Source organism: Pseudomonas sp. PB101, assembly GCF_009764265.1.
Classification (GTDB): domain Bacteria; phylum Pseudomonadota; class Gammaproteobacteria; order Pseudomonadales; family Pseudomonadaceae; genus Aquipseudomonas.
The window spans coordinates 24,529-47,567 of the sequence record NZ_RWIR01000016.1 but is presented as its reverse complement, the minus strand read 5'-3'; the positions used below and the strand labels follow the sequence as shown (position 1 = coordinate 47,567).

Below are 23,039 nucleotides of genomic sequence, written 5' to 3'. Positions count from 1 at the left end.
CTCAGGCTTCGAACAAAAAAAACAACATTCGAAAGGCACTTTGAGGACTACAACAATGATTATTTACGGTGTGGCGCTGTTGGCGATCTGTACGCTCGCAGGGGTGATCATGGGGGACATGCTCGGTGTGTTGCTGGGCGTGAAGTCAAACGTCGGCGGTGTCGGGATCGCGATGATCCTGCTGATTTGCGCACGGTTGTGGATGCACAAGCGTGGCGGCATGACCAAGGATTGTGAGCTGGGCGTCGGTTTCTGGGGCGCCATGTACATCCCGGTAGTCGTTGCCATGGCGGCGCAGCAGAACGTGGTCACGGCGCTGCATGGTGGCCCGGTGGCGGTGTTGGCGGCGATCGGTTCTGTGGTGATCTGCGGCTGCACCATTGCCCTGATCAGCCGGACCCACAAAGGCGAACCCTTGCCCGATGAGCCGGTGGATGTAACGCCGGTTGGCGCACCGGCAGGAGGTCGCTGATATGTGGGATCTCATCAAGAACGGTCTGGAACACAACGGTCTGGTCACCGCATTCGCCTTTGTCGGCGTGATCATGTGGGTGTCAGTGGTGATCTCCAAACGCCTGACCTTCGGGCGCATCCACGGCTCGGCGATTGCCATCGTCATCGGCCTGGTGCTGGCCTGGGTCGGCGGCACGATGACCGGCGGGCAAAAAGGCCTGGCGGACTTGACGCTGTTTTCCGGCATCGGCCTGATGGGCGGTGCCATGTTGCGGGACTTCGCCATCGTTGCCACGGCATTCGAGGTGCAGGCCACCGAAGCGAAAAAGGCCGGGTTGATCGGTGTGATTGCGCTGCTGCTGGGCACCGTACTGCCGTTTATTGTCGGCGCGTGCATGGCCTGGGTCTTCGGTTACCGCGATGCGGTGAGCATGACCACCATCGGCGCCGGTGCGGTGACCTACATCGTCGGCCCGGTGACGGGAGCTGCGATTGGCGCCAGCTCCGATGTGGTGGCGCTGTCGATTGCCACGGGCCTGATCAAGGCGATCCTGGTGATGGTCGGCACACCGATGGCGGCGCGCTGGATGGGCCTGGATAACCCGCGCTCGGCGATGGTGTTCGGTGGGTTGGCCGGGACTGTCAGTGGCGTGACCGCCGGGCTGGCTGCGACGGATCGGCGCCTGGTGCCTTATGGCGCGTTGACTGCGACCTTCCACACCGGGCTTGGCTGCTTGTTGGGGCCTTCGCTGTTGTACTTCATTGTTCGCGGGATTGTTGGGTAAGTCTCGGTATCTTCGCTGATTGTATCGACGTCATCGCGAGCAAGCTCGCTCCCACAGGGACAGCGCAGTTCCTGTGGGAGCGTGGCTTGCCCGCGATGCAGGCGACGCGGTTTCAGACTTGCCGATTGGCATACATCCGACACTCCGCCAGCAACGCCAGCAGATTCGGATCACGCTCCTTGGCCTTCAGGAACACCACGCCAATGTGCTGCTGCAACCGGTACTTTTCCTGCAACGGGATCAGCTTCACCCGGTTCTCGTACACCGCCGCAATCCGCCCCGGCAGCAACGCATAACCCACACCCGAACTGACCATGCTCAACAAGGTGAAGATGTCGTTGACCTGCATCGCCACCTTCGGCTCGAACCCAGCCTGCTCGAATACCCGCTTGCCGTCCTGATGGGTGGCGAAGCCCTGGGTCAGGGTGATGAAGGTTTCGTCGCGGACCTCGGCCAGGTCGACTTCGGTTCGCTGGGCAAACTTCGAGTCGGCGGGGGTGGCGAGGAAGATGTCGTCGGAAAACAGCGGGATCTGCTCGCAATCCGGATCGTTGACAGTCTCGTCCAGCGACACCAGGGCCGCATCGACTTCCATGTTCTTGAGCTTGTAGAGCAGGTCGATGTTGGAGCCCAGAATCAGGTCGATGTTGAGTTCGCTGCGGCGGATCTTCAGGCCCATGATCAGCTGCGGCACGGTCTTCACCGTCAGTGAATACAGTGAACCCAGCTTGAAGCGTTCGGCCGAGAACCCGGCGGCTTCGCGGGTCAGGCGCACACTTTCGACCACGTCCTGAATCAGCTTCTGCGCCCGCTCCTCCAGCACATACGCGCTTTCCAGCGGCGTCAGGTTACGGCCTTCGTGCTTGAACAACGGGCAGCGCAGGGCGCTTTCCAGGGAATGGATCGCCCGATGCACACTCACATTGCTGGTCTGCAGCTCGGCAGCGGCCCGCGCCAGATTGCCGGTGCGCATGAAAGCCAGGAACACCTCGAGTTTTTTCAGGGTCAACTCTTCATCGATCAGCATGGGGTGGACTCTTTTTCGTATCGGTCGATTGTGCCCAATTTCGCCGGGCCCGTCGTACGGAAACATTGTGCTTTTACGCTCCAGGGCTGAGCCTTGCGCATTGCGGTGATGAAACTCGAGGGGAGCACCACATGTATCACGGGGAAAGACTGAACGCCTGGACGCATCTGTTCGGGGCAGTGGCGGCGTTTGTCGGCGGGGTGTGGCTGATTGTGCTGGCCAGTCTCGACGGCAGCCCGTGGAAGATCGTCAGCATGGCTATCTACGCCTTTACGTTGCTGGTGCTGTACAGCGCATCGACCGTGTACCACAGCGTGCGCGGGCGCAAGAAAGCGATCATGCAGAAGGTCGATCACTTTTCGATCTACCTGCTGATCGCCGGCAGCTACACGCCGTTCTGCCTGGTGACCTTGCGCGGGCCATGGGGCTGGACCTTGTTCGGGATCGTCTGGGGGCTGGCGCTGATCGGCATCCTGCAGGAGATCAAGCCGCGTTCGGAGGCGCGGATTCTGTCGATCGTGATTTATGCGGTGATGGGCTGGATTGTGCTGGTGGCGGTCAAGCCGCTGCTCGCGGCGCTGGGTGGCGCCGGATTTGCGTGGCTGGCCTCGGGCGGTGTGTTGTACACCGTGGGGATTATTTTTTTTGCCCTGGACGACCGGCTGCGCCATGCCCACGGGATCTGGCATCTGTTCGTGATCGCGGGGAGTTTGCTGCACTTTGTGGCGATTTTCTTTTATGTGCTTTAGACCGCGTAACGGCTATCGCCAGCAAGCCGGCTCCTACAGGATTGATGTCGGTCACGGTGTTGGCGGCAACCCGATACCTGTGGGAGCTGGCTTGCCAGCGATGGCGGCCTAGAAATCACCCCAAAGCTGCTGGGCCACCGCCAACGCCACTACCGGCGCGGTCTCGGTGCGCAATACCCGAGGGCCGAGGCGGGCGGCGTGGAAGCCGCCGGACTTGGCCTGATCGACTTCGGCATCGGACAAACCACCCTCCGGGCCAATCAGGAATGCCAGCGTTGCAGGCTTGGCATGGCTCACCAGCGGCTCGGCCACCGGGTGCAGTACCAGCTTCAACTCAGCCTGCGTCTGCTTCAACCAGTCAGCCAGCAACAGTGGCGGATGTATCACCGGTACCCGTGAACGCCCGCATTGCTCGCAAGCGCTGATCGCCACCTGGCGCCAGTGCAGCAGGCGTTTGTCGGCGCGTTCGTCCTTGAGCCGGACTTCGCAGCGCTCGGTGAAGATCGGGGTGATTTCAGTGACGCCCAGTTCCGTGGCTTTCTGAATCGCCCAGTCCATGCGCTCGCCACGGGACAGGCCCTGGCCGAGATGGATCTGCAGCGGCGACTCGATCTGCCCGGCGAAGCTTTCATCGATCTGCACCACCACGCGCTTTTTGCCGACTTCGACCAGCCGGGCGCGAAACTCCTGGCCCGAGCCGTCGAACAGTTGCAACGCATCGCCCTCGGCCATGCGCAGCACGCGGCTGATGTAGTGGGCTTGGGCTTCGGGCAGCTCGTGCTCGCCGGTGCTCAGGGGGGCGTCGATGAAGAAGCGGGACAGTCTCATGCGGGATCTCAGGAAGGGTGTTGATCATTTGAATCGGTGTCGACTTCATCGCGGGCAAGCCCGCTCCCACATGGACTACATCAATCCTGTGGGAGCGGGCTTGCCCGCGATGACGGCAGTCCGCTCACCGCTGAAGCTTAGGTGAACTCAATCAGCCCGGATCACGGAACCCCGGATGGAAGTCCTTCGGCACCGCCACGCTGACGCTGTCGCGGGTGGCAATGTCGATCCCTTCGCTGGCCACTTCGGCAAGGAAGTCGATCTGCTCCGGGGTGATCACATAGGGCGGCAGGAAATACACCACGCTACCCAACGGACGCAGTAAAGCACCGCGCTCCAGGGCATGCTGGAACACCTTCAGGCCGCGACGCTCCTGCCATGCATAGGCCTCTTTGCCGGCCTTGTCCTTGACCATCTCGATGGCCAGCACCATGCCGGTCTGGCGCACTTCCGAAACATTCGGGTGATCGACCAGATGCGCGGTAGACGAAGCCATGCGCTGCGCCAGGGCCTTGTTGTTCTCGATGACGTTGTCTTCTTCGAAGATGTCCAGGGTCGCCAGTGCCGCCGCGCACGCCAGCGGGTTGCCGGTGTAGCTGTGCGAGTGCAGGAAGGCGCGCAGGGTCGGGTAGTCGTCGTAGAAGGCGCTGTAGACTTCGTCGGTGGTCAGGCACGCCGCCAGTGGCAGATAACCGCCGGTCAGGGCCTTGGACAGGCACAGGAAGTCCGGGCGGATGCCAGCCTGTTCACAGGCGAACATCGTCCCGGTGCGACCGAAGCCGACGGCGATTTCATCGTGGATCAGGTGCACGCCGTAGCGGTCGCAGGCTTCGCGCAGCAGCTTGAGGTACACCGGGTGATACATGCGCATGCCACCGGCGCCCTGGATCAGCGGCTCGACGATCACCGCCGCGACCGTGTCGTGGTTTTCCGCGAGGGTCTGCTCCATGGCCGCGAACATGTTGCGCGAGTGCTCTTCCCAGCTCATGCCCTCGGGGCGCAGGTAGCAATCCGGGCTCGGCACCTTGATGGTGTCCAGCAACAGCGCTTTGTAGGTCTCGGTGAACAGCGGCACGTCGCCCACCGACATCGCCGCCATGGTTTCGCCGTGGTAGCTGTTGGTCAGGGTGACGAAGCGCTTCTTGTTCGGTTGACCGCGGTTGAGCCAGTAGTGAAAGCTCATTTTCAGCGCGACTTCGATGCAGGACGAACCGTTATCGGCGTAGAAGCACCGGGTCAGGCCTTCCGGCGTCATCTTCACCAGCCGTTCGGACAGCTCGATCACCGGCTGATGACTGAAACCGGCGAGGATCACATGTTCAAGCTGATCGACCTGATCCTTGATGCGCTGGTTGATCCGCGGGTTGGCGTGCCCGAACACATTGACCCACCAGGAGCTGACCGCGTCGAGGTAGCGTTTGCCTTCGAAATCTTCCAGCCACACGCCTTCCCCGCGCTTGATCGGGATCAGCGGCAGTTGTTCGTGATCTTTCATCTGGGTGCAGGGATGCCACAGCACGGCGAGATCGCGTTGCATCCACTGATTATTCAGGCCCATTTTCACTCTCCTGGAGGCGGTCCGTGACCAGCGCGGACAAACAATCGCGCAAGCCTATGCAATGCGTGCCACGGGGACAACCCATTGTGTCGAATCAGCTACTTTGCCCGGGCCGATAGACGTTGCTGGCGGGTGTTTGAAGGCTGACGTATCCTTCGCGGTTCTTGAGCCGTCTGGCTCGTAAAAACTGCTGTTTTCCTCGTGTGATTCCGGAGTTCGCTGAATGTCTGTCGGTTGGCTGCGCGCCTGTGCGCTGGTGATGTTGGGGCTGTTCAGCGTATCTGCGCTGGCCAAGGATAAAACCGCGATCGTGATCGGCGGCGGCCTGTCGGGCCTGACGGCCGCGTACGAACTGCAGAACAAGGGCTGGCAGGTCACCTTGCTGGAAGCGCGCTCGAGCCTGGGCGGCCGTTCCGGCATGGCCACCAGCGAGTGGATCGGCAACGACAAGACCCAGCCGGTGCTGAACAAGTACGTATCGAACTTCAAGCTGAGCACCACGCCGGCCCCTGAGTTCGTGCGAAGCCCAGGCTACCTGATCGATGGCGAGTTTTTCTCCGCCGCCGACCTGGCGACCAAGCAGCCAGCCACCGCCGAGGCGCTCAAGCGATTCGACAAGACCGTGGACGATCTGGCGCGCTCGATCGACGACCCGCTGAACCCGGCCGCCAACAACACGCTGCACGCGCTGGACCAGATCAACGTGTCGAGCTGGCTCGACAAGCAGAACCTGCCGGCCACCGCTCGTCAGTTGATCAACCAGCAGATCCGTACCCGCTACGATGAACCTTCGCGCTTGTCGCTGCTGTACTTCGCGCAGCAAAGCCGCGTCTACCGTGGCGTCTCCGATCGTGACCTGCGCGCTTCGCGCCTGGTCGGTGGCAGCCAGGTGCTGGCCCAGGCCCTGGTCAAACAGTTGAAAGTCATCAAGACCAATGCCCCGGTCTCGGCGATCATTCAGGACAAGGACGGCGTGATCGTCAAAGTCGACAGCGTCGGTTATCAGGCGGACTACGTCGTGCTGGCCGTGCCACTGCGCGCCCTGAACAAGATCCAGATGACCCCGGCGCTGGACGCTCAGCACCTGGCGGCGATCAAGGGTACCAACTACGGCTGGCGCGACCAGATCATGCTCAAGTTCAAGACGCCGGTGTGGGAAAGCAAGGCGCGCATGTCCGGCGAGATCTACAGCAACACCGGCCTGGGCATGTTGTGGATCGAGCCTGCCCTGAAGGGCGGTGCCAACGTGGTGATCAACCTGTCCGGCGACAACGCGCGGGTGATGCAGGCGTTCGGCGACAAGCAGATGGTCGATCAGGTGTTGATCCGTCTGCATGCGTTCTATCCGCAGGCTCGCGGTTCGTTCACCGGCTATGAAATCCGTCGCTACAGCACCGACCCGTCGACTGGTGGTGCCTATCTGGCCTTCGGTCCGGGGCAGATCAGCAAATTCTGGCGCCTGTGGGAACGCCCGATCCAGCGCGTGACCTTCGCTGGCGAACACACCGACACCCTGTACCCGGGTACCCTGGAAGGCGCGCTGCGCACCGGCCAGCGTGCCGCCAGCCAGGTTGAAGACCTGGCGGCGGGCAAGTCGTTCGAGCCTGCGAAAGTGGGCGCGGCCGCCGCAGCGGCGGGCGCTGGTGCGGTGGCGGCGAAGAAAGGCAATTTCTTCAGCAACCTGTTCGGCGGATCCGACGACGAGAAGAAGCCAGAGCCGGTCAAGGCCCCTGAGCCGGTTGCACCGCCAACTCCGGCACCCGCCCCGGCTCCGGCCGCTGCACCGACCCCGGTGGAAGCACCGAAGCCTGCGGCACCGGTAAAAGCCGAGCCGGCCAAGAAGGCTCCGGCGAAACCGGCTGCCAAGACAGAGACGAAAAAAGCCCCGGCCAAAGCTCCCGCCAAGAAAGCTGAACCGGCGAAGAAGCCAGTGGCCAAAGCTGCTGCAACCCCGGCAACGGTTACCAAGGCGCAGTAAGCCCTGGGATCAAAAAAACGCGGCAGAAATGCCGCGTTTTTTTATGCCCGCAGAAATCCGGGTTCACAATCGAATAAACCTTCTGCGGGAAGTGTTATTGAATTGGGCTACATTTTTGTACACACATTGGCCGTTAATCTTTTCTTAACTCGCCTGTTTCAGACTCTTGATCGTATTTCTCGATATTTCAAAGCAAAATTTTCCGCTTTAATTCGATAGATAACTCGATAGTCTTGGGCCAGCACTTACAGGGATCTGGGCAATGCAGCTACGTAACTCTACCTCCCGCTATGGCTGGGTCAGCATCTTCATGCACTGGGGCGTGGCTCTGGCCGTGTTCGGTTTGTTCGCCCTTGGGCTGTGGATGGTCGACTTGGGTTACTACGACCCGTGGCGCAAGGCAGGGCCGGATCTGCACAAGAGCATTGGCTTGATCCTGCTGGGTGTCATGGTGCTGCGGGTGTTGTGGCGTTTGGTCAGCCCGCCGCCGCCGACCTTGACCAGCTACAGCCGCATGACGCGTCTGGGCGCGAAATTCGGCCATGTCTTTCTGTATCTCTGTCTGTTCGCCGTGATGATTGCCGGTTACCTGATTTCCACCGCAGAAGGTGCCGGGATTCCGCTGTTCGACTGGTTTGAAGTACCTGCCGTGATTTCCGGACTACCGGACCAGGCAGATAACGCCGGTGCGATTCATCTCTACCTGGCATGGGCGCTGGTAATTTTTTCCGGCCTCCATGCGTTGGCAGCATTGAAGCATCACTTTATCGACCGTGATGTGACCCTCAAGCGAATGCTGGGTCGCAAAGCCTGAAGTTCAACCTCGACTCCCAAGGAAAACAAAGCATGTTGAAAAAGACTCTCGCCGCTCTGGCAATCGGTTCTGCTGTTCTGTCTGCCAACGTGATGGCGGCTGACTACACCGTCGACAAGGAAGGCCAGCACGCCTTCGTCGACTTCAAGATCAGCCACCTGGGCTACAGCTACATCACCGGTACCTTCAAGGACATCGACGGCAAGTTCAGCTTCGACGCTGCCAAGCCCGAAGACAGCAAGATCGAGTTCAACGTGAACACCGCCAGCGTTTTCACCAACAACGCCGAACGTGACAAGCACATTTCCAGCAAAGATTTCCTGAAAGTGGCTGATTTCCCCAAGGCTACCTTCAAGTCCACCAGCGTTAAAACCACCGGCAAAAACGCCGACGGTAAAGTCACTGCCGACGTGGCCGGTGACCTGACGATTGCTGGCGTAACCAAGCCGGTCGTGGTCAAGGCCACCTTCCTGGGTGAAGGCAAGGATCCATGGGGCGGCTACCGTGCTGGCTTCGAGGGCACCACCAGCATCAAGCGTTCCGATTTCGGCAAGATGATGGACCTGGGTCCACAGTCCGACGCAGTCGACCTGTACATTACGTTTGAAGGTGTCAAAGCGAAATAATGTTAAGACCGTAGGAGCCGGCTTGCTGGCGATGGCGTCTTCCGAGACACGGCAGAAACCGAGTTGCCCCAATCGCCAGCAAGCCGGCTCCCACAGGTTTTTCGCCATAAAAAAATGCCCCGACTCTTTCGAGCCGGGGCATTTTTCATTGCGGCGATAACTCAGCGATTGCGGGTCAGCAGCGCTGGTTTTTCACCACGAGGACGGCTTGGCAGTTGATCCAGCTGCTCAGGTGTCGGGAAGCGGTCAGCCTTCGACTCCTTGTGCATGATCTTCGGCGCGGGACCACGCGGGTTCTGCACAGCCGGTTCCGAACGAGGCTGCTCGTCGCGGGCCGGACGGCGATTGCGCGAGTCTTCGCGGCGGGCCTGGCCGTCGCGCGGTGCGCCACTGCGAGGGCCGCTGCGCTTGGCGGGTGGCGTACCGGTGGTGGCACCATCGCTGTTGCGTGGACCGTTCTGGCGACCCTGTGGTTTGCCGCCACGTGGTGCGCCCGAGCCTGCAGCCGTGCCTTGTGCCGGAGCACCCGGACGACGGCCACGGCCCTGGGCTGGTTTCTGCTGCGGGACGTAGTCGACGCGGTTACCGAAGTTATCGACATCGTCGTCCAGGAACTCGTCCGGAGCACGGTCAGCAGCAGCGCGTGGCGGCTGGCTTGGCTGACGCTGTTCGCGGGCCGGGGTGCCTTCGCGTGGCTTCTGCTGGCGGGCAGGGCGCTCGCCGCGTTCGCCGGCGGGTTTTTCCTTGCCCTTGTCCTTGCCTTTGTCCTTGCGACCGCTACCGCCGCCACCGCCATTCGGACCGTCGCCGCGCGGGCCACGTGGATTGCGCGGGTTGCGCATGTCCGGACGCTCGCGAACTTCAGGTTTTTCCGCTTCGATGGTGCTGGCATCGAAGCCCATCAGGTCGCCGTCGGCGATTTTCTGCTTGGTCATGCGTTCGATGCTTTTCAGCAGTTTTTCTTCGTCCGGGGCCACCAGCGAGATCGCCTCGCCCGAACGACCGGCACGGCCGGTACGGCCGATACGGTGCACGTAGTCTTCATCGACGTTCGGCAGTTCGAAGTTGACCACGTGTGGCAACTGGTCGATGTCCAGGCCGCGGGCGGCGATGTCGGTGGCCACCAGGATGCGCACGGTGCCGGCCTTGAAGTCGGCCAGGGCTTTGGTGCGGGCGTTCTGGCTCTTGTTGCCATGGATCGCGACGGCGCTCAGGCCGTGTTTGTCCAGGTACTCGGCCAGACGGTTGGCGCCGTGCTTGGTGCGGGTGAACACCAGCACCTGTTCCCAGGCGCCAGCGGTGATCAGGTGGGCCAGCAAGGCACGCTTGTGGCTGGCCGGCAGGCGGAATACGCGCTGCTCGATGCGCTCGACCGTGGTGTTCGGCGGCGTGACTTCGATGCGTTCCGGGTTGTGCAGCAGTTTGCCGGCGAGGTCGGTGATGTCCTTGGAGAAGGTCGCCGAGAACAACAGGTTCTGGCGTTTGGCCGGCAGACGCGCCAGCACTTTCTTCACGTCATGGACAAAACCCATGTCGAGCATGCGGTCGGCTTCGTCCAGCACGAGGATTTCCACGTGGGACAGGTCGACGCTGCCTTGGCCGGCCAGGTCGAGCAGGCGGCCAGGGCAGGCCACCAGCACGTCTACGCCGCGGGACATGGCCTGAACCTGCGGGTTCATGCCAACGCCACCGAAGATGCAGGCGCTGACGAACTTCAGGTCACGGGCATAGACCTTGAAGCTTTCATGCACTTGCGCTGCGAGTTCGCGAGTCGGGGTCAGGACCAGCACGCGCGGTTGGCGCGGGCCGTGACGCTGGGATTTGTCCGGGTGACCGTTGGGGAACAACCGCTCCAGGATCGGAAGGGCGAAACCGCCGGTTTTACCAGTACCTGTCTGTGCCGCGACCATCAGGTCGCGACCTTGCAACACGGCGGGAATGGCCCGCTGTTGCACCGGAGTAGGCTCGGTATAGCCCGCCGCCTCGATGGCGCGGACTAAAGCCTCGGAGAGACCGAGGGAAGCAAAGGACATGAGTAATCCTGTTCTAGTTAGGGCTTGGCCCAATGGGAGTCTTGCCTGGCGCGAATCGCGTTTAAGAGGACGCAATCCCGTCCGGTCCTGCCGGGTCTCGAAGGCTCGCCTGCAAGCGCTCGCGCGGGCTGAAAGCTGCGCAGTAGCGGGGTTGAGATGCCTTTAACGATTCCGGGCGTCCGGGCGTGAGCCTGGCGGGAAGGCCGGAGTATAACAGAGCAATCACTGTGCGCCGCTTTCCTGCTGCTCAACGGTTTTTTCCGTGGCGGCCGTGGTCTTGTCAGTCTTGACGCTGGCGCCCGGTTCGGCACCGTAGCGCGCGCTCAGTTCAGCGTAGGCGGGCTCGCGCTTGAAACGCTTGAGTTCGGCGCCGAAGCGCTGCACCAGCAGATCCATGCCCGCATTGCGCCGCACCGCGAGAAACTGGCTTTGCTGGCTGATGATCGTGGGGTTTTCGGTGATCTTGTCGCGGATGCCCAGTTCATCGAGCAAATGCTGGCCGACCCGGCGGTCGGTAATCAACAGGTCAATGCGCCCGCGCACCAGTTTGCCGAAGTTGGCCTCATGGGTGGGGGCCGGCTCGCGGGTGAACAGCGTCGAATCGCTGAAGTCCTTGCTGTACAGGTAACCCGGCGAGGTGCCGATGGTCAGGCCGCGCAGGTCATCGAGGGTGCGAAACGGATGGGGCCGGTCATTGGCGTAGAACATCACGAACTGCACTTCAGACAGCGGTTCGCTGGGGTAGAGCAGGGTCGCATCACGCTCATCGCTGTGAAAAATGTCCAGCGCGCCATCCGCCTGCCCGGTTTCAAGCATCGACAGGCAGCGTTTCCATGGGAGGAACTGCCACTCCACTTCGATGCCCAGGCGCTTGAAGACAATGGCGGTGGTTTCGTAGTCCAGGCCCAGTGATTTACCGTTGACTTCGTACACATATGGCGCCCACGGCTCCGTGACAATGCGCAACTTCTCGCCCCGGGCGGCGAAGCTCAGGCAAGTGAAGACAAGCAGGGTGATTAACTGCGTGATCAAAGGCATGGGCTGAGATTACGACGAGAAGCCGCAAAGAGCCAGAAACTGACCGCAGATGCTCTAAGTCCGTGGATTGCCGCACATTATCAGTGCGTTGAAAGCAAAAGATCGCAGCGTACGACAGTTCCTACAGGAGCTGCCGAAGGCTGCGATCTTCTGGTCTTGCGTCGACGACTTTTAGCGAGGCAGCTTCAGGTTATTCCACACCGCCAGGCTCGCTTCAGCCTGGTTCAGCGTGTAGAAGTGCAGCCCTGGAGCGCCGCCCTGCAGCAGTTGTTCGCACATCTCGGTGATGACTTGTTCGCCAAAGCGTTGAATGCTCTGAGTGTCGTCGCCGTAGGCTTCCAGTTGCTTGCGGATCCAGCGCGGGATTTCCGCACCGCAGGCATCGGAAAAGCGCGCGAGCTTGCTGTAGTTGGTGATCGGCATGATGCCCGGCACGATCGGAATGTTCACGCCCAGCGCCCGTACGCGTTCCACGAAGTAGAAGTAGCAGTCGGCGTTGAAGAAGTACTGGGTGATCGCACTGTCGGCGCCGGCGTTGGCCTTGCGCACGAAGTTGGCGACATCGTCTTCGAAGTTGCGCGCTTGCGGATGCATTTCCGGGTAGGCGGCGACTTCGATGTGGAAATGATCGCCGGTTTCTTCACGAATGAATTCCACCAGGTCGTTGGCGTGGCGCATTTCGCCACTGGCCATGCCCATGCCCGAAGGCAGGTCACCGCGCAGGGCAACGATGCGCTTGATGCCGGCAGCCTTGTACTGGGCCAGCAGGCCGCGCAGGTCGTCCTTGCTGTCGCCCACGCAGGACAGGTGCGGAGCGGCGGGGATTTTGACTTCGCTTTCGAGCTGCAACACGGTGTTCAGCGTGCGATCACGGGTCGAACCGCCGGCGCCGTAGGTGCAGGAAAAGAAATCGGGGTTGTAGGTAGCCAGCTGGCGGGCAGTGGCGAGCAGCTTTTCATGCCCAGCATCGGTCTTCGTAGGGAAGAATTCGAAGCTGTAGCGACGATCTTGGGACATGGTCATACCCTTTGAAACGCGTAAGCCTGAGGGGCCGGTTTGTCCGCATTCGCCAGCAAGCCGGCTCCTACAGGATTTACGTCGTACCGTCATGTTGCGTACGACTTCTCACTTGTAGGAGCCGGCTTGCTGGCGATGCAGGCAACGCGGTGTATCAGAACACCGCTATTGCCGATCAGCGGATCAGTAGCGGTAAGCGTGCGGCTTGAACGGACCTTCGACGGTCACACCGATGTAGTCGGCCTGGGTCTTGGTCAGTTGAGTCACAACGCCGCCGAAGCCACGGACCATTTCCAGGGCCACTTCTTCGTCGAGTTTCTTTGGCAGTACTTCAACGGTCAGGCGCTCGGCCTTCTGGGCTGGCGACAGGTCGGCGTACTTCTGGCCGAACAGGAAGATCTGAGCCAGAACCTGGTTGGCGAACGAGCCGTCCATGATGCGGCTCGGGTGGCCGGTGGCGTTGCCCAGGTTAACCAGACGGCCTTCGGCCAGCAGGATCAGGTAGTCGTCGTTCTGAGGGTCGAAATCACCAGCGCCGGTGCGGTGGATCTTGTGCACCTGTGGCTTCACTTCTTCCCATGCCCAGTTCTTGCGCATGAAAGCGGTGTCGATTTCGTTGTCGAAGTGGCCGATGTTGCAGACAACAGCGCGCTTCTTCAGGGCCTTGAGCATGTTCGAATCGCAAACATTGACGTTGCCGGTGGTGGTCACGATCAGGTCGATCTTGCCCAGCAGTGCCTTGTCGATGCTTGCTTCAGTACCGTTGTTGATACCGTCGATGAACGGCGATACCACTTCGAAACCGTCCATGCAGGCTTGCATGGCGCAGATCGGGTCGACTTCGGAGACCTTGACGATCATGCCTTCCTGACGCAGGGACTGGGCGGAACCCTTGCCCACGTCACCGTAGCCGATCACCAGCGCTTGCTTGCCGGACAGCAGGTGGTCGGTGCCGCGCTTGATCGCATCGTTCAGGCTGTGACGGCAGCCGTACTTGTTGTCGTTCTTGCTCTTGGTTACGGAGTCGTTGACGTTGATGGCCGGGATTTTCAGCTCGCCCTTGGCCAGCATGTCCAGCAGGCGGTGCACGCCGGTGGTGGTTTCTTCGGTCACGCCGTGGACGCGTTCCAGAACGGCTGGGTACTTCTTGTGCAGCAGCTCGGTCAGGTCGCCGCCGTCGTCGAGGATCATGTTGGCATCCCAAGGCGCGCCATCTTTCAGGATGGTTTGCTCCAGGCACCACTCGTACTCTTCTTCGGTTTCACCTTTCCAGGCGAAAACCGGGATGCCGGCAGCGGCGATGGCAGCGGCAGCCTGGTCCTGAGTCGAGAAAATATTGCAGGACGACCAGCGTACTTCGGCACCCAGGGCAACCAGGGTTTCGATCAGCACGGCGGTCTGAATGGTCATGTGGATGCAGCCGAGGATCTTCGCGCCCTTGAGCGGTTGCTCGGCGGAGTACTTGTTGCGCAGGCCCATCAGTGCCGGCATTTCGGATTCGGCGATGATGGTTTCGCGACGGCCCCAGGCAGCCAGGGACATGTCGGCGACTTTGTAATCGTTAAAATCTGCAGGCGTGATAACAGCGCTCATGAAGAGCCTCCATTCGTAATGTATGCGAATGGGCGCCGTTGTGCGTTTAGTGTCTGGCCTAAGGCCAGGCAACGCCCCATCCGAGCCTGACAGGTCTAGCCTGCTGCAGCGCCCCTCGGACAGGTGGCGGGAAAACGGTATCAAGTGATGATGACCGTTTTGAAACGGTGGCGATTATAGCGGGCTATGCTGATCTTCCAAAGCGTTTCTGTCAGTCAATGTCCGAACGGTAATCGAGACCATAGTCGATGCCCAATAGAGCTCTGGGTCGGGCTCTGCCATGATGGTCAGCATCATTCGGCAAGACGCTCAGGAGTGAATATGAATTTCCACACCCGTAAATGGGTAAAACCCGAAGACCTCAACCCCAACGGCACGTTGTTCGGCGGCAGCCTGCTGCGCTGGATCGACGAAGAGGCGGCGATCTATGCCATCGTCCAGTTGGGCAACCAGCGTGTAGTGACCAAGTACATTTCCGAAATCAACTTCGTCAGCGCCTCGCGCCAGGGCGACATCATCGAACTGGGCATCACCGCCACCGAGTTCGGCCGCACCTCGATCACCCTGACGTGCGAAGTGCGCAACAAGATCACCCGCAAGAGCATCCTCACCGTTGAGAAAATGGTCTTCGTGAACCTCGGTGAAGACGGCCTGCCGGCACCTCATGGCCGGACCGAGATCAAGTACGTCAAGGACCAGTTCCAGGACGATGACGCCGGCTCGTAATGCGAGCCCTGTGGGAGCTGGCTTGCCAGCGATAGCGCAATTGGCGACACCACGAAAACCAAGGTGAACCCATCGCCGGCAAGCCGGCTCCTACAGAGGCGGTTTCATTCCAACGAATGAACAGTCGTGACCCCCGCAGTGTCGTAGCTAAATAGCCCGCCACCGGTTGCGCATCCCATGAACTCGGCACACGACGGCAAGACCCCGAACCTTTCGGCGCAAGAAGAGCACGAAGTCGAAAAGAACCAGCCGCCCCGCGCCGCGGTATTGCACGAGATCATTCGCGCTCAAGGCGACCAGGAACTGGAGCGCAGCATTGCGGCGTTGTGGTGGTCGGCGCTGGCGGCGGGGTTGACCATGGGCCTGTCGCTGATGGGCATGGGATTGCTCAATTCGCGTCTGCCGGACGGCGAAGGATTCAAGGTCATTGCCAGCTTCGGTTACTGCGCCGGTTTTCTCGCGGTGATCCTGGCCCGCCAGCAACTGTTCACCGAAAACACCCTGACGGCTGTCCTGCCGGTGATGACCAAACCGACGCTGACCAATTTCGGCCGTCTGCTGCGGCTATGGACGGTGGTGCTGATCGGCAACCTCTGCGGCACCTTGCTGGTGGCGTACGTGATGCTGGAGCTGCCGATTTTCGACAGCAAGACCGACGTCGCCTTCCTCGATATCGGCCGCAAGGTCATGGAAAACCATGCCAGCCAGATGTTCGCCAAGGGCATCGTTTCCGGGTGGATGATCGCCACCATGGTCTGGATGATTCCGTCCATGGAGAGCGCCAAGATGTGGATCATCATCCTCATCACCTACCTCATGGCGCTGGGGGACTTCACTCACATCGTGGTCGGTTCGCTGGAGGTCTCGTATCTGGTGTTTGCCGGTGAGTTGCCGTGGAGTGATTTCTGGCTGGTGTTCGCCGCGCCGACGCTGGCGGGGAACATCATCGGTGGCAGTTTTATTTTCGCGCTGATCAGCCATGCGCAGATTCGCAGCGAGAGCGGTCCGCCGAAGGCTGATAAACCAGACTCCGGCGCACCCCGCGAGGATGACTCGGGCAGCAAGGGAAAATAGTTTCAGGCCTTGAGTGGCGGGCTGGCCGATTCTGCTGACGGTTCGCTTTGCGGCGCCTTGAGCTGGCCTTCCCAGCGCGCGATGACCAATGGTGCCAGCGCATTACCCAGCACATTGAGCGCGGTGACCGGCATGTCCATCAAGCGGTAGACGCCGGCAATGATCGCCACACCTTCCACCGGCAATCCGGCAGCGGTGAGTGTTGCCGTCAGGATAATGAACATGAAACCCGGCACACCGGCCGCGCCTTTTGACGTCAAGACCATGATCAATACGAGCATTGCCTGATCAGCCAGGCCGAGGTCGATGCCGTAAGCCTGGGCGATGAACAGCGTGCCCAACCCTGCGAACAGTGATGCGCCATCCAGATTGAACGAGTAACCCAACGGAATCACCATGCTGGTAATCGGGCGCGGTGCCCCATAGCGCTCCATTTTCTCGATCAGCTGCGGCATCACTGTGGCCGATGCGGCGCTGCTGTACGCCAACAGCAGTTCACTGCGTATTTCCCGAATCAGGTGGAAAAAGTGGATTCCGGCCATTCGCGCCACCACCCCCAACACGCACAGTGCGAACACCAACACCGCCACATAAGTGATGCCAATCAGCTTAGCCAGTGGTAGCAAGGCATTAAGACCGAAGCTGGCCACGGTTACGCCGATCAGGCCGAAAATGCCGATCGGCGAATAGTGCATGACCAGGTGAGTGACCTTGAACATGGTGTCTGAAATCGCCTGCATCACAGCGATCAGAGGCGCCTTCTGCTGCTCGGGCAGCATTGACAAGGCGCAGCCGAACAGAATGGCGAAAAACAGCACTGACAGCAGTTTGCCTTGAGACATGGCCAGTACGATGTTGTCGGGAGCGATGTTGACCAAGGTTCGGCCCAGGTTCTGTGTTTCGCCCGTGGAAGCGAGGCCGGTGACGGGGGCTTGCAAGGTGCTGCTGAAGTCCGCGCCAGCGCCGGGCTGGAATACGTTGCCGACGATCAGCCCGAAAACGATGGCAATGCTAGTGATTGTGAAGAAATACACCAGCGTCTTTATCCCGACCCGACCCAGCGCTTTGGTACTGCCAGCGCCGGCAATACCGACGACCATGCAGGCAAAGACCAGCGGTACGACGATCATTTTCATCAGCCTGATAAACAGATCCCCTGCCGGTTGCAGCAGATTGTCGATGAACCACGTCTTGTGTTCGGGAAACTGGTTGAGAAGGATGCCGACGATGATCCCGGCGGCGAGCCCGATCATGATGCGCGTGACAAGGCTGGTGGGATTTTTTGTGCTCATGGTGTGCCCCTTTTTTGTTGTGTTTGTTGGGGTTGGAATCAGTGCGCGAACAGGCCGCTGAAGTCTTTGAATCCTTTGACTTCGATCGGGTTGCCGCTGGGGTCGAGGAAGAACATCGTGCGTTGCTCGCCGGGTTCGCCAGCAAAACGGATCACCGGCGGGATTTCGAAAACGGTGCCTAGGCCTGTCAGGCGGTCGGCCAATGTCAGCCATTCTTCCAACGGCAGCACGACACCGATGTGCGGCATCAATACCTTGTGCTCGCCAACTTGCCCGGTGCGAGTGGTGGCGAACGGTGTACCCAGGTGCAATGAGATCTGATTGCCGAAAAATTCGAAGTCGACCCAAGTCTCTGAGCGGCGGCCCTCAGTGCAGCCCAACACATCTCGATAAAAATCCCGCGCCTGTTCCAGGTCGCAAACATGGTATGCAGCGTGAAAAGGTCTGTTCATGTGATAGTCCTGCGTGAAGGAGCACTCAGGGTAAACAGGCCGTGCGACGGAGCAAAACGGCTTCGCCTTGTTCTGAGCGAAAGGAAAACTTATGGATGTGCGCTTTCTTCAAAGCCTGATCGCCGTAGTTGAAACCGGTTCGATTGCTGCTGCCGCGCGCCGCGAAAACCGCACGGCGGCGGCGATCAGTCAGCGGGTTCAGGCGCTCGAGCGATCGCTCGGTTATGCCTTGTTGCTGCGCACCGCGCATAGCGCACGACCCTCGGATCAATGTCTGCTGGTGCTGCCGCAAATCAGGGCGATCATCGAACAGACGCAGGCGCTGCAAAACGATATGCACCACGATGCTCTGACGGGAGAAGTGAAGATCGGCGCGATTTCGACGGCGCTGACGGGTGTGTTGCCGGGGCTGATCGAGCGATTGGCGTTATCGGCGCCGGCGCTGAAACTGAAGATCACGCCGGGTGATTCAAAAAGCCTTTACGAGAAAGTACTGACAGGAGAACTGGACGCGGCGATTCTGGTCAGGCCGCCGTTTCAACCACCGAAGGCTTTGGCGCTGACAGTGTTGAGGGTGGAGCCATTGATTCTGGTTGCCCCGGCCACACACGCCGGCCAGTCGCTGGAAACGCTGCTACGCGTAGGCCCGTTCATTCGTTACGACGCGCGCTCATGGGGCGGAAAAATTGCTCAGCGATATCTCGATGAACAGGCGATCGAGCCCGATGTACTCTGTGAGCTGGATGCGTTGGAGACCATCGTCATGTTGGTCACGCAGGGGATGGGGGTATCGCTGGTGCCGCAATGGGCCGGAATGGCGTTGGACGGGATGTGTGTATTGCCGGTAGGGGATGGGCAGCGTTATTCGCGGGAACTGGTGGTGATGTACGGCTCGACGCCGCACCGCCCGTTGGCGATGCGGCATCTGCTCGAATTGCTCTGCGACCCACAACCCAATCAGCCGGACACATTGACCGCAACCGCGCCCCGACGTTGCCGGTAGATGAAGTACAGCGCAGTCAACACCGTGAGCCCGCCGACCAACGCACCCGTCCACGGCAGATCCGCCAGGTCGGCGCCGCTGGCCACCACTAATCCACCAATCCATGCCCCGGCCGCGTTGCCGAGGTTGAACGCGCTCTGGTTCAGGGTCGAGCCGAGGTTCGGCGCTTCATGGGCCTGATCGATGATCAGCAGTTGCAGGATCGGGCACAGGGCGAAGGCGAACGTCCCCCACAGCACCAGTGTGATCGCCGCCGGGATTGCCGAATGACTGGTTTGCGTGAATGCCGCCAGCACCACCAGCACCGCCAGCGCCATGCCCACCAGCGAAGGCAGCAAGCGGCTGTCCGCCAGACGACCACCGAGCATGCTGCCGGCGGTCAAGCCAACGCCGAACAACAACAGCATGAGGGTGACGCCGTGGGGGCTGACGCCGGTGATGTCCTGCAGGATCGGCGCGATGTAGGTAAACACGCTGAACAGGCTGGTTGAGGCCAGCACACTCATGCCCAGGGCCAACAGTACGTTGGCCTTGCCCAGCACCTTGAACTCGCTGGCCAGGTTGGCTTTGTCCATCGCGATGTTTTTCGGCAGCCAGACCCACTGCGCAATGGCCGCCAGCACACCGATCACCGACACCGCCCAGAAGGTCGAGCGCCAACCGGCGTATTGCCCGAGCGCGGTGCCCAGTGGCACGCCGAGCACGTTGGCCAGGGTCAGGCCGGTGAACATCATGGCAATCGCCTGGGCGCGTTTGTTCGGTGCGACCAACCCGGCGGCGACCACCGAGCCGATGCCGAAAAATGCGCCGTGGCACAGCGCGGTGATCACTCGCGCGGCCATCAGCGTCGCGTAGTTCGGCGCCAGGGCGCAGAGTATGTTGCCGAGGATGAACATCAGCGTCATGCCCAGCAGCGTGGCCTTGCGCGGCATGTTGGCGGTGCCGACGGCGAGGACCGGTGCGCCGAACACCACGCCCAGGGCATAGCCGGTGATCAGCAGCCCGGCATCGGGAATGCTCACGCCGAGGTCGCGGGCGACGTCGGGCAGCAGGCCCATGATGACGAATTCAGTGGTGCCGATGCCGAAAGCGGCAACAGCGAGGGCAAGCAAGGCGAGTGGCATGCGCAAGGTCTCTGTCGGTAGTCTTGACGCTGTGATCAGGCATACGCAGGCCGACGACCGTACTCGATGAGAGCGGGCCGGGCAGAATTTTTATTGGAATTAGTCTGTGCGCAACTGAGTGCGGCGTGGTCGCTTGCAGTATAAACAGCCACTGACATATGGCGAATCAATTCTCTATCGCCTTTGTGGGAGCCGGCTTGCCGGCGATGGCGTTCTTAAGGTCGCCATCGCCAGCAAGCCGGTTCCTACAGAGGGGCGGGACAAAATAAGGAGTGTGCCGTGTTTGCGACGGCGTTGGTGTTGGTGGCGGCGCTGTTGCATGCGGCGTGGAATACCCTGATCAAATTCAGTGCGGAGCGGCTGTTGGTGGTGGCCTGCATGGACAGCGTGGCGCTGCTCTTTGTCGCGCTGATGCTGCCGTTCCTGAGCATGCCGCCACTGGAGATCTGGCCGTGGATCCTGGCATCGGCGGCGTTCGAGCTGCTCTATCGCTATTTGCTGATACAGGCCTATCGGGTCGGCGACCTCGGGTTGGTTTATCCGCTGATGCGCGGTCTGTCACCGTTGGTGGTGCTGGCACTGACGCTGATCTTTGCCGGGGAGGTACTGACCCATCAGCAGATTTTCGGCATCCTGCTGATCCCGTTCGGCATGCTGTGCCTGCTCTGGCAGGGTGGCGGCGGTGCACGGTTGCCGTGGTCGATGTTGCCGGTGGTGGCGTTGATCGGCCTGTGCATCGGTAGCTACACCTACATCGACGGTCAGGCGTTGCGGCGCTGGTCCCATCCGCTGGATTACCTGGTCTGGGTCACGTTGCTGAGCGCCTGGCCGTTTCCGTTGCTGGCCTGGGTACGCAAGCGTCCGGCATTCAAGTTGTTCTGGCGTGAACAGTGGCGGCTGGGCCTGGCGGTCGGGTTCTGCGTGTTGTTCAGCTACGCTCTGGTGCTGTGGGCGATGCAGATGGGCTCGATTGCCGAGGCCGCCGCGTTGCGCGAGATCAGTGTGATCCTGGTGGTGCTGTTCGGCATGCGTTACCTGAAAGAACCGTTTGGCGGACCGCGGCTACTCGCCTGTAGCCTTGTGATGATCGGCATACTGGTGATGAAATTTTGATCACCGTCGATGGAATCGATTTTCTATAACGTGAAGAAGGGACTGCTTTATGACGGTTGCTCTGTGGTGCATTTTGATCGCGATTTTCCTGCCGTATGTGTGCACGGCCGTGGCGAAGGTCAGCGGCGGATACGGTTTGAGACACAATCATGACCCACGAGGGTTTCTCGACTCACTGGAGGGTTTGGGCAAGCGGGCGAATGCGGCGCAGCTGAACAGTTTTGAAGTGACACCGGCGTTTGCCGCCGCGGTAATCGTGGCGCACCTGGCGGGCAACGCTGAATTGGTGACAATCAATGTGTTGTCGGTGCTGTTCATCACCAGCCGTCTGCTCTACATCATTTTCTATCTGACGGACCTGGCGGCGCTGCGGTCGTTGATGTGGTTCGTGGGGATGGGGCTGATCGTGAGTTTTTTTGTGGTGTCGGCCTGACAGATCTCCAGGGTTTTTAGCGGCCTCATCGCGGCAAAAACTGTAGGAGCCGGCTTGCTGGCGATAGCGGGGTGTCAGGCAACATCGTTGCCGATCGATCCGCCGCCATCGCCGGCAAGCCGGCTCCTACAGATCAGGGTTTGGTCTTCTCGGCATCTGCCACCTGCGGCACTTGCGGCAACGCTGCGCCTTTAGGCCAGAGCATCCAGATCTGTCCCTGCTGCTTCATGTCCCCGGCCAGTTGTCCGGCCGCATCACCGGTACCCCAGAACAGATCCGCGCGGACTTCACCGGCAATTGCGCCGCCGGTGTCCTGGGCTGCCACAGGCCGAACCAGCGCGGTACCGTCCGGTTTGGTGGTGGACAGCCACAACAGGCTGCCCAGCGGAATCACCTTGCGATCCACCGCCGCGCTGTAACCGGCGGTCAGCGGTACGTTCAGCGAACCGCGCGGACCTTCGTTGCTGTCCGGGTTACGGGTGAAGAACACGTAGCTGGGGTTGCTGCCGAGCAGTTCGGGAATCCGTGACGGATTGGCCTTGGCCCAGGTACTGATCGCGCCCATGGTCACGTCTTCCTTTTTCAGCTCGCCCTGTTCCACCAGCCAGCGGCCGATCGGCCGATACGGATGGCCGTTCTGATCGGCATAGGCGATGCGCAACTGCCGGCCGTCATCGAGCTGGATACGCCCCGACCCCTGGATTTGCAGGAACTGCAGGTTCATCGGGTCGGTCAGCCAGGCCACGACCGGCGCCTTGACCCCTTTGCTTTCGATGGTTGCCGCATCGTCGTACGGTTTGAGCACGCGACCTTCGAGTCGACCGCGCAGGCGTTTGCCCTTGAGTTCCGGGTAAATGCTGTCGAGGGCGACGATGATCATGTCTTCGGGCACGCCATAGACCGGGACGTTGGCAACGCTGGTCTGGGTCAGGCTGCCGGGATAGACCGGCTCGTAGTAGCCGGTGATCAAGCCGTTGGGGTTGTCGTTGGCGGCGCGCAGGCCATAGACATCCAGGTTCTGTTTGAGAAAGCCGCGAATGTCGCTGGCGGTTTGCGGCACGTTGGCAGCTGCCGCACAGGTGCCACCCCAGACCGGATCGGCCTTGAGGCGGGTGCAGGCGCTGCGCCACGAACCGAAACCGGCAACCAGGTCGTTGTCGGACACCGCCGGCAGCGCTTCCCATGTGGCGCTGGAGTAGGTGGCCAGGGCATGGGTTTTCGGTTGTTGCTTGTCGCCACCGGTGCAGCCTGCGAGCAGGGCCACCATCGGCAGGGTCCAGGCCAGGCTGTGACGCCAGGCCTTGAAGCGGCTGTTCATGGAGT

Annotated in this window: 21 protein-coding genes, 2 pseudogenes and 1 riboswitch; of the genes and pseudogenes, 11 read left to right on the top strand and 12 right to left on the bottom strand. The window is 60.8% G+C overall.

All coding sequences use genetic code 11. The features are described 5' to 3' along the window. Positions 1–55 precede the first annotated feature (55 nt). Both madL and madM read left to right on the top strand, forming a co-directional pair. A complete protein-coding gene (gene madL, locus EI969_RS04435) occupies positions 56–472 on the top strand; it encodes a malonate transporter subunit MadL (protein WP_160386103.1) in 417 nt (138 codons plus the stop codon). 1 nt (position 473) lies between these two features. Next, a complete protein-coding gene (gene madM, locus EI969_RS04430) occupies positions 474–1,238 on the top strand; it encodes a malonate transporter subunit MadM (protein WP_160386102.1) in 765 nt (254 codons plus the stop codon). A 112-nt stretch (positions 1,239–1,350) separates the two neighbouring features. On the opposite strand, the gene EI969_RS04425 is transcribed toward madM, so the two are convergent. Next, positions 1,351–2,265, bottom strand: coding sequence for a LysR substrate-binding domain-containing protein (locus EI969_RS04425; protein ID WP_110661568.1), 915 nt, complete (start codon positions 2,263–2,265; stop codon positions 1,351–1,353). Between the two features lie 131 nt (positions 2,266–2,396). Between EI969_RS04425 and EI969_RS04420 the strand changes: the two genes are divergently transcribed. Beyond that, a complete protein-coding gene (locus tag EI969_RS04420) occupies positions 2,397–3,014 on the top strand; it encodes a hemolysin III family protein (protein WP_160386101.1) in 618 nt (205 codons plus the stop codon). Between the two features lie 108 nt (positions 3,015–3,122). Here the strand turns inward: EI969_RS04420 and EI969_RS04415 are convergent, their stop codons facing one another. Together EI969_RS04415 and EI969_RS04410 are read right to left on the bottom strand one after the other, a co-directional pair. Then, positions 3,123–3,842 (bottom strand): 16S rRNA (uracil(1498)-N(3))-methyltransferase, encoded by a 720-nt coding sequence (locus tag EI969_RS04415; RefSeq protein ID WP_160386100.1) that lies wholly within the window; start codon positions 3,840–3,842, stop codon positions 3,123–3,125. 151 nt (positions 3,843–3,993) lie between these two features. After that, a complete protein-coding gene (locus EI969_RS04410) occupies positions 3,994–5,400 on the bottom strand; it encodes an adenosylmethionine--8-amino-7-oxononanoate transaminase (protein WP_160386099.1) in 1,407 nt (468 codons plus the stop codon). Positions 5,401–5,623: 223 nt separating this feature from the next. Here EI969_RS04410 and EI969_RS04405 point away from each other — a divergent pair, with 223 nt between their 5' ends. From EI969_RS04405 to EI969_RS04395, 3 genes are all read left to right on the top strand, one after another. Further along, positions 5,624–7,378, top strand: coding sequence for a flavin monoamine oxidase family protein (locus EI969_RS04405; RefSeq protein ID WP_160386098.1), 1,755 nt, complete (start codon positions 5,624–5,626; stop codon positions 7,376–7,378). 262 nt (positions 7,379–7,640) lie between these two features. Continuing rightward, positions 7,641–8,192: a cytochrome b gene (locus tag EI969_RS04400; protein ID WP_160386097.1), complete on the top strand. Its 552-nt coding sequence runs from the start codon at positions 7,641–7,643 to the stop codon at positions 8,190–8,192. A gap of 32 nt (positions 8,193–8,224) precedes the next feature. Further along, positions 8,225–8,818, top strand: a complete 594-nt coding sequence (locus EI969_RS04395; protein ID WP_160386096.1) for a YceI family protein — start codon at positions 8,225–8,227, stop codon at positions 8,816–8,818. Positions 8,819–8,979: 161 nt separating this feature from the next. On the opposite strand, the gene EI969_RS04390 is transcribed toward EI969_RS04395, so the two are convergent. From EI969_RS04390 to ahcY, 4 genes are all read right to left on the bottom strand, one after another. Then, positions 8,980–10,851, bottom strand: a complete 1,872-nt coding sequence (locus EI969_RS04390; protein WP_160386095.1) for a DEAD/DEAH box helicase — start codon at positions 10,849–10,851, stop codon at positions 8,980–8,982. Positions 10,852–11,073: 222 nt separating this feature from the next. Continuing rightward, positions 11,074–11,889, bottom strand: coding sequence for an ABC transporter substrate-binding protein (locus EI969_RS04385; protein WP_160386094.1), 816 nt, complete (start codon positions 11,887–11,889; stop codon positions 11,074–11,076). A gap of 171 nt (positions 11,890–12,060) precedes the next feature. Then, a complete protein-coding gene (gene metF / locus EI969_RS04380; protein ID WP_110660518.1) occupies positions 12,061–12,906 on the bottom strand; it encodes a methylenetetrahydrofolate reductase [NAD(P)H] in 846 nt (281 codons plus the stop codon). A gap of 183 nt (positions 12,907–13,089) precedes the next feature. Continuing rightward, positions 13,090–14,499, bottom strand: a complete 1,410-nt coding sequence (gene ahcY, locus EI969_RS04375) for an adenosylhomocysteinase (RefSeq protein ID WP_160386093.1) — start codon at positions 14,497–14,499, stop codon at positions 13,090–13,092. A gap of 23 nt (positions 14,500–14,522) precedes the next feature. After that, a riboswitch (S-adenosyl-L-homocysteine riboswitch) is annotated at positions 14,523–14,622 on the bottom strand. A gap of 198 nt (positions 14,623–14,820) precedes the next feature. Between ahcY and EI969_RS04370 the strand changes: the two genes are divergently transcribed. Together EI969_RS04370 and EI969_RS04365 are read left to right on the top strand one after the other, a co-directional pair. Continuing rightward, entirely contained in the window at positions 14,821–15,225 is a 405-nt protein-coding gene (locus EI969_RS04370; protein WP_102699934.1) for an acyl-CoA thioesterase, read from the top strand. Between the two features lie 177 nt (positions 15,226–15,402). Beyond that, positions 15,403–16,299 carry a formate/nitrite transporter family protein gene (locus EI969_RS04365; protein ID WP_160386092.1) on the top strand — a complete coding sequence of 299 codons (897 nt, stop codon included), beginning with the start codon at positions 15,403–15,405 and terminating at the stop codon, positions 16,297–16,299. 2 nt (positions 16,300–16,301) lie between these two features. Here EI969_RS04365 and EI969_RS04360 read toward each other — a convergent pair whose 3' ends face one another. Both EI969_RS04360 and EI969_RS04355 read right to left on the bottom strand, forming a co-directional pair. Next, the gene (locus EI969_RS04360) at positions 16,302–17,591 is read right to left on the bottom strand and encodes a cation:dicarboxylate symporter family transporter (RefSeq protein WP_256678224.1); all 1,290 of its coding nucleotides are present in this window, start codon (positions 17,589–17,591) and stop codon (positions 16,302–16,304) included. A 38-nt stretch (positions 17,592–17,629) separates the two neighbouring features. Beyond that, positions 17,630–18,043, bottom strand: coding sequence for a VOC family protein (locus tag EI969_RS04355; protein WP_160386091.1), 414 nt, complete (start codon positions 18,041–18,043; stop codon positions 17,630–17,632). A 91-nt stretch (positions 18,044–18,134) separates the two neighbouring features. On the opposite strand from EI969_RS04355, the gene EI969_RS04350 reads away from it, so the two are divergent. Further along, the gene (locus EI969_RS04350; protein WP_160386090.1) at positions 18,135–19,046 is read left to right on the top strand and encodes a LysR family transcriptional regulator; all 912 of its coding nucleotides are present in this window, start codon (positions 18,135–18,137) and stop codon (positions 19,044–19,046) included. Here the strand turns inward: EI969_RS04350 and EI969_RS04345 are convergent. Beyond that, positions 19,001–20,170: an MFS transporter gene (locus EI969_RS04345; RefSeq protein ID WP_160386089.1), complete on the bottom strand. Its 1,170-nt coding sequence runs from the start codon at positions 20,168–20,170 to the stop codon at positions 19,001–19,003. The two genes, EI969_RS04350 and EI969_RS04345, sit on opposite strands and share 46 nt — an antisense overlap. Before the next feature lie 279 nt (positions 20,171–20,449). Here EI969_RS04345 and EI969_RS04340 point away from each other — a divergent pair, with 279 nt between their 5' ends. Continuing rightward, positions 20,450–21,283: an EamA family transporter gene (locus EI969_RS04340; RefSeq protein ID WP_160386088.1), complete on the top strand. Its 834-nt coding sequence runs from the start codon at positions 20,450–20,452 to the stop codon at positions 21,281–21,283. A 49-nt stretch (positions 21,284–21,332) separates the two neighbouring features. Beyond that, the gene (locus tag EI969_RS04335) at positions 21,333–21,716 is read left to right on the top strand and encodes an MAPEG family protein (protein ID WP_160386087.1); all 384 of its coding nucleotides are present in this window, start codon (positions 21,333–21,335) and stop codon (positions 21,714–21,716) included. A 126-nt stretch (positions 21,717–21,842) separates the two neighbouring features. On the opposite strand, the pseudogene EI969_RS30905 reads toward EI969_RS04335, so the two are convergent. Together EI969_RS30905 and EI969_RS04330 are read right to left on the bottom strand one after the other, a co-directional pair. Continuing rightward, positions 21,843–21,887, bottom strand: a pseudogene (locus EI969_RS30905) (hypothetical protein); the annotation flags it as partial. Continuing rightward, a pseudogene (locus EI969_RS04330) lies at positions 21,871–23,034 on the bottom strand (murein transglycosylase A); the annotation flags it as partial. The pseudogenes EI969_RS04330 and EI969_RS30905, both read right to left, overlap by 17 nt. Positions 23,035–23,039 lie beyond the last annotated feature (5 nt).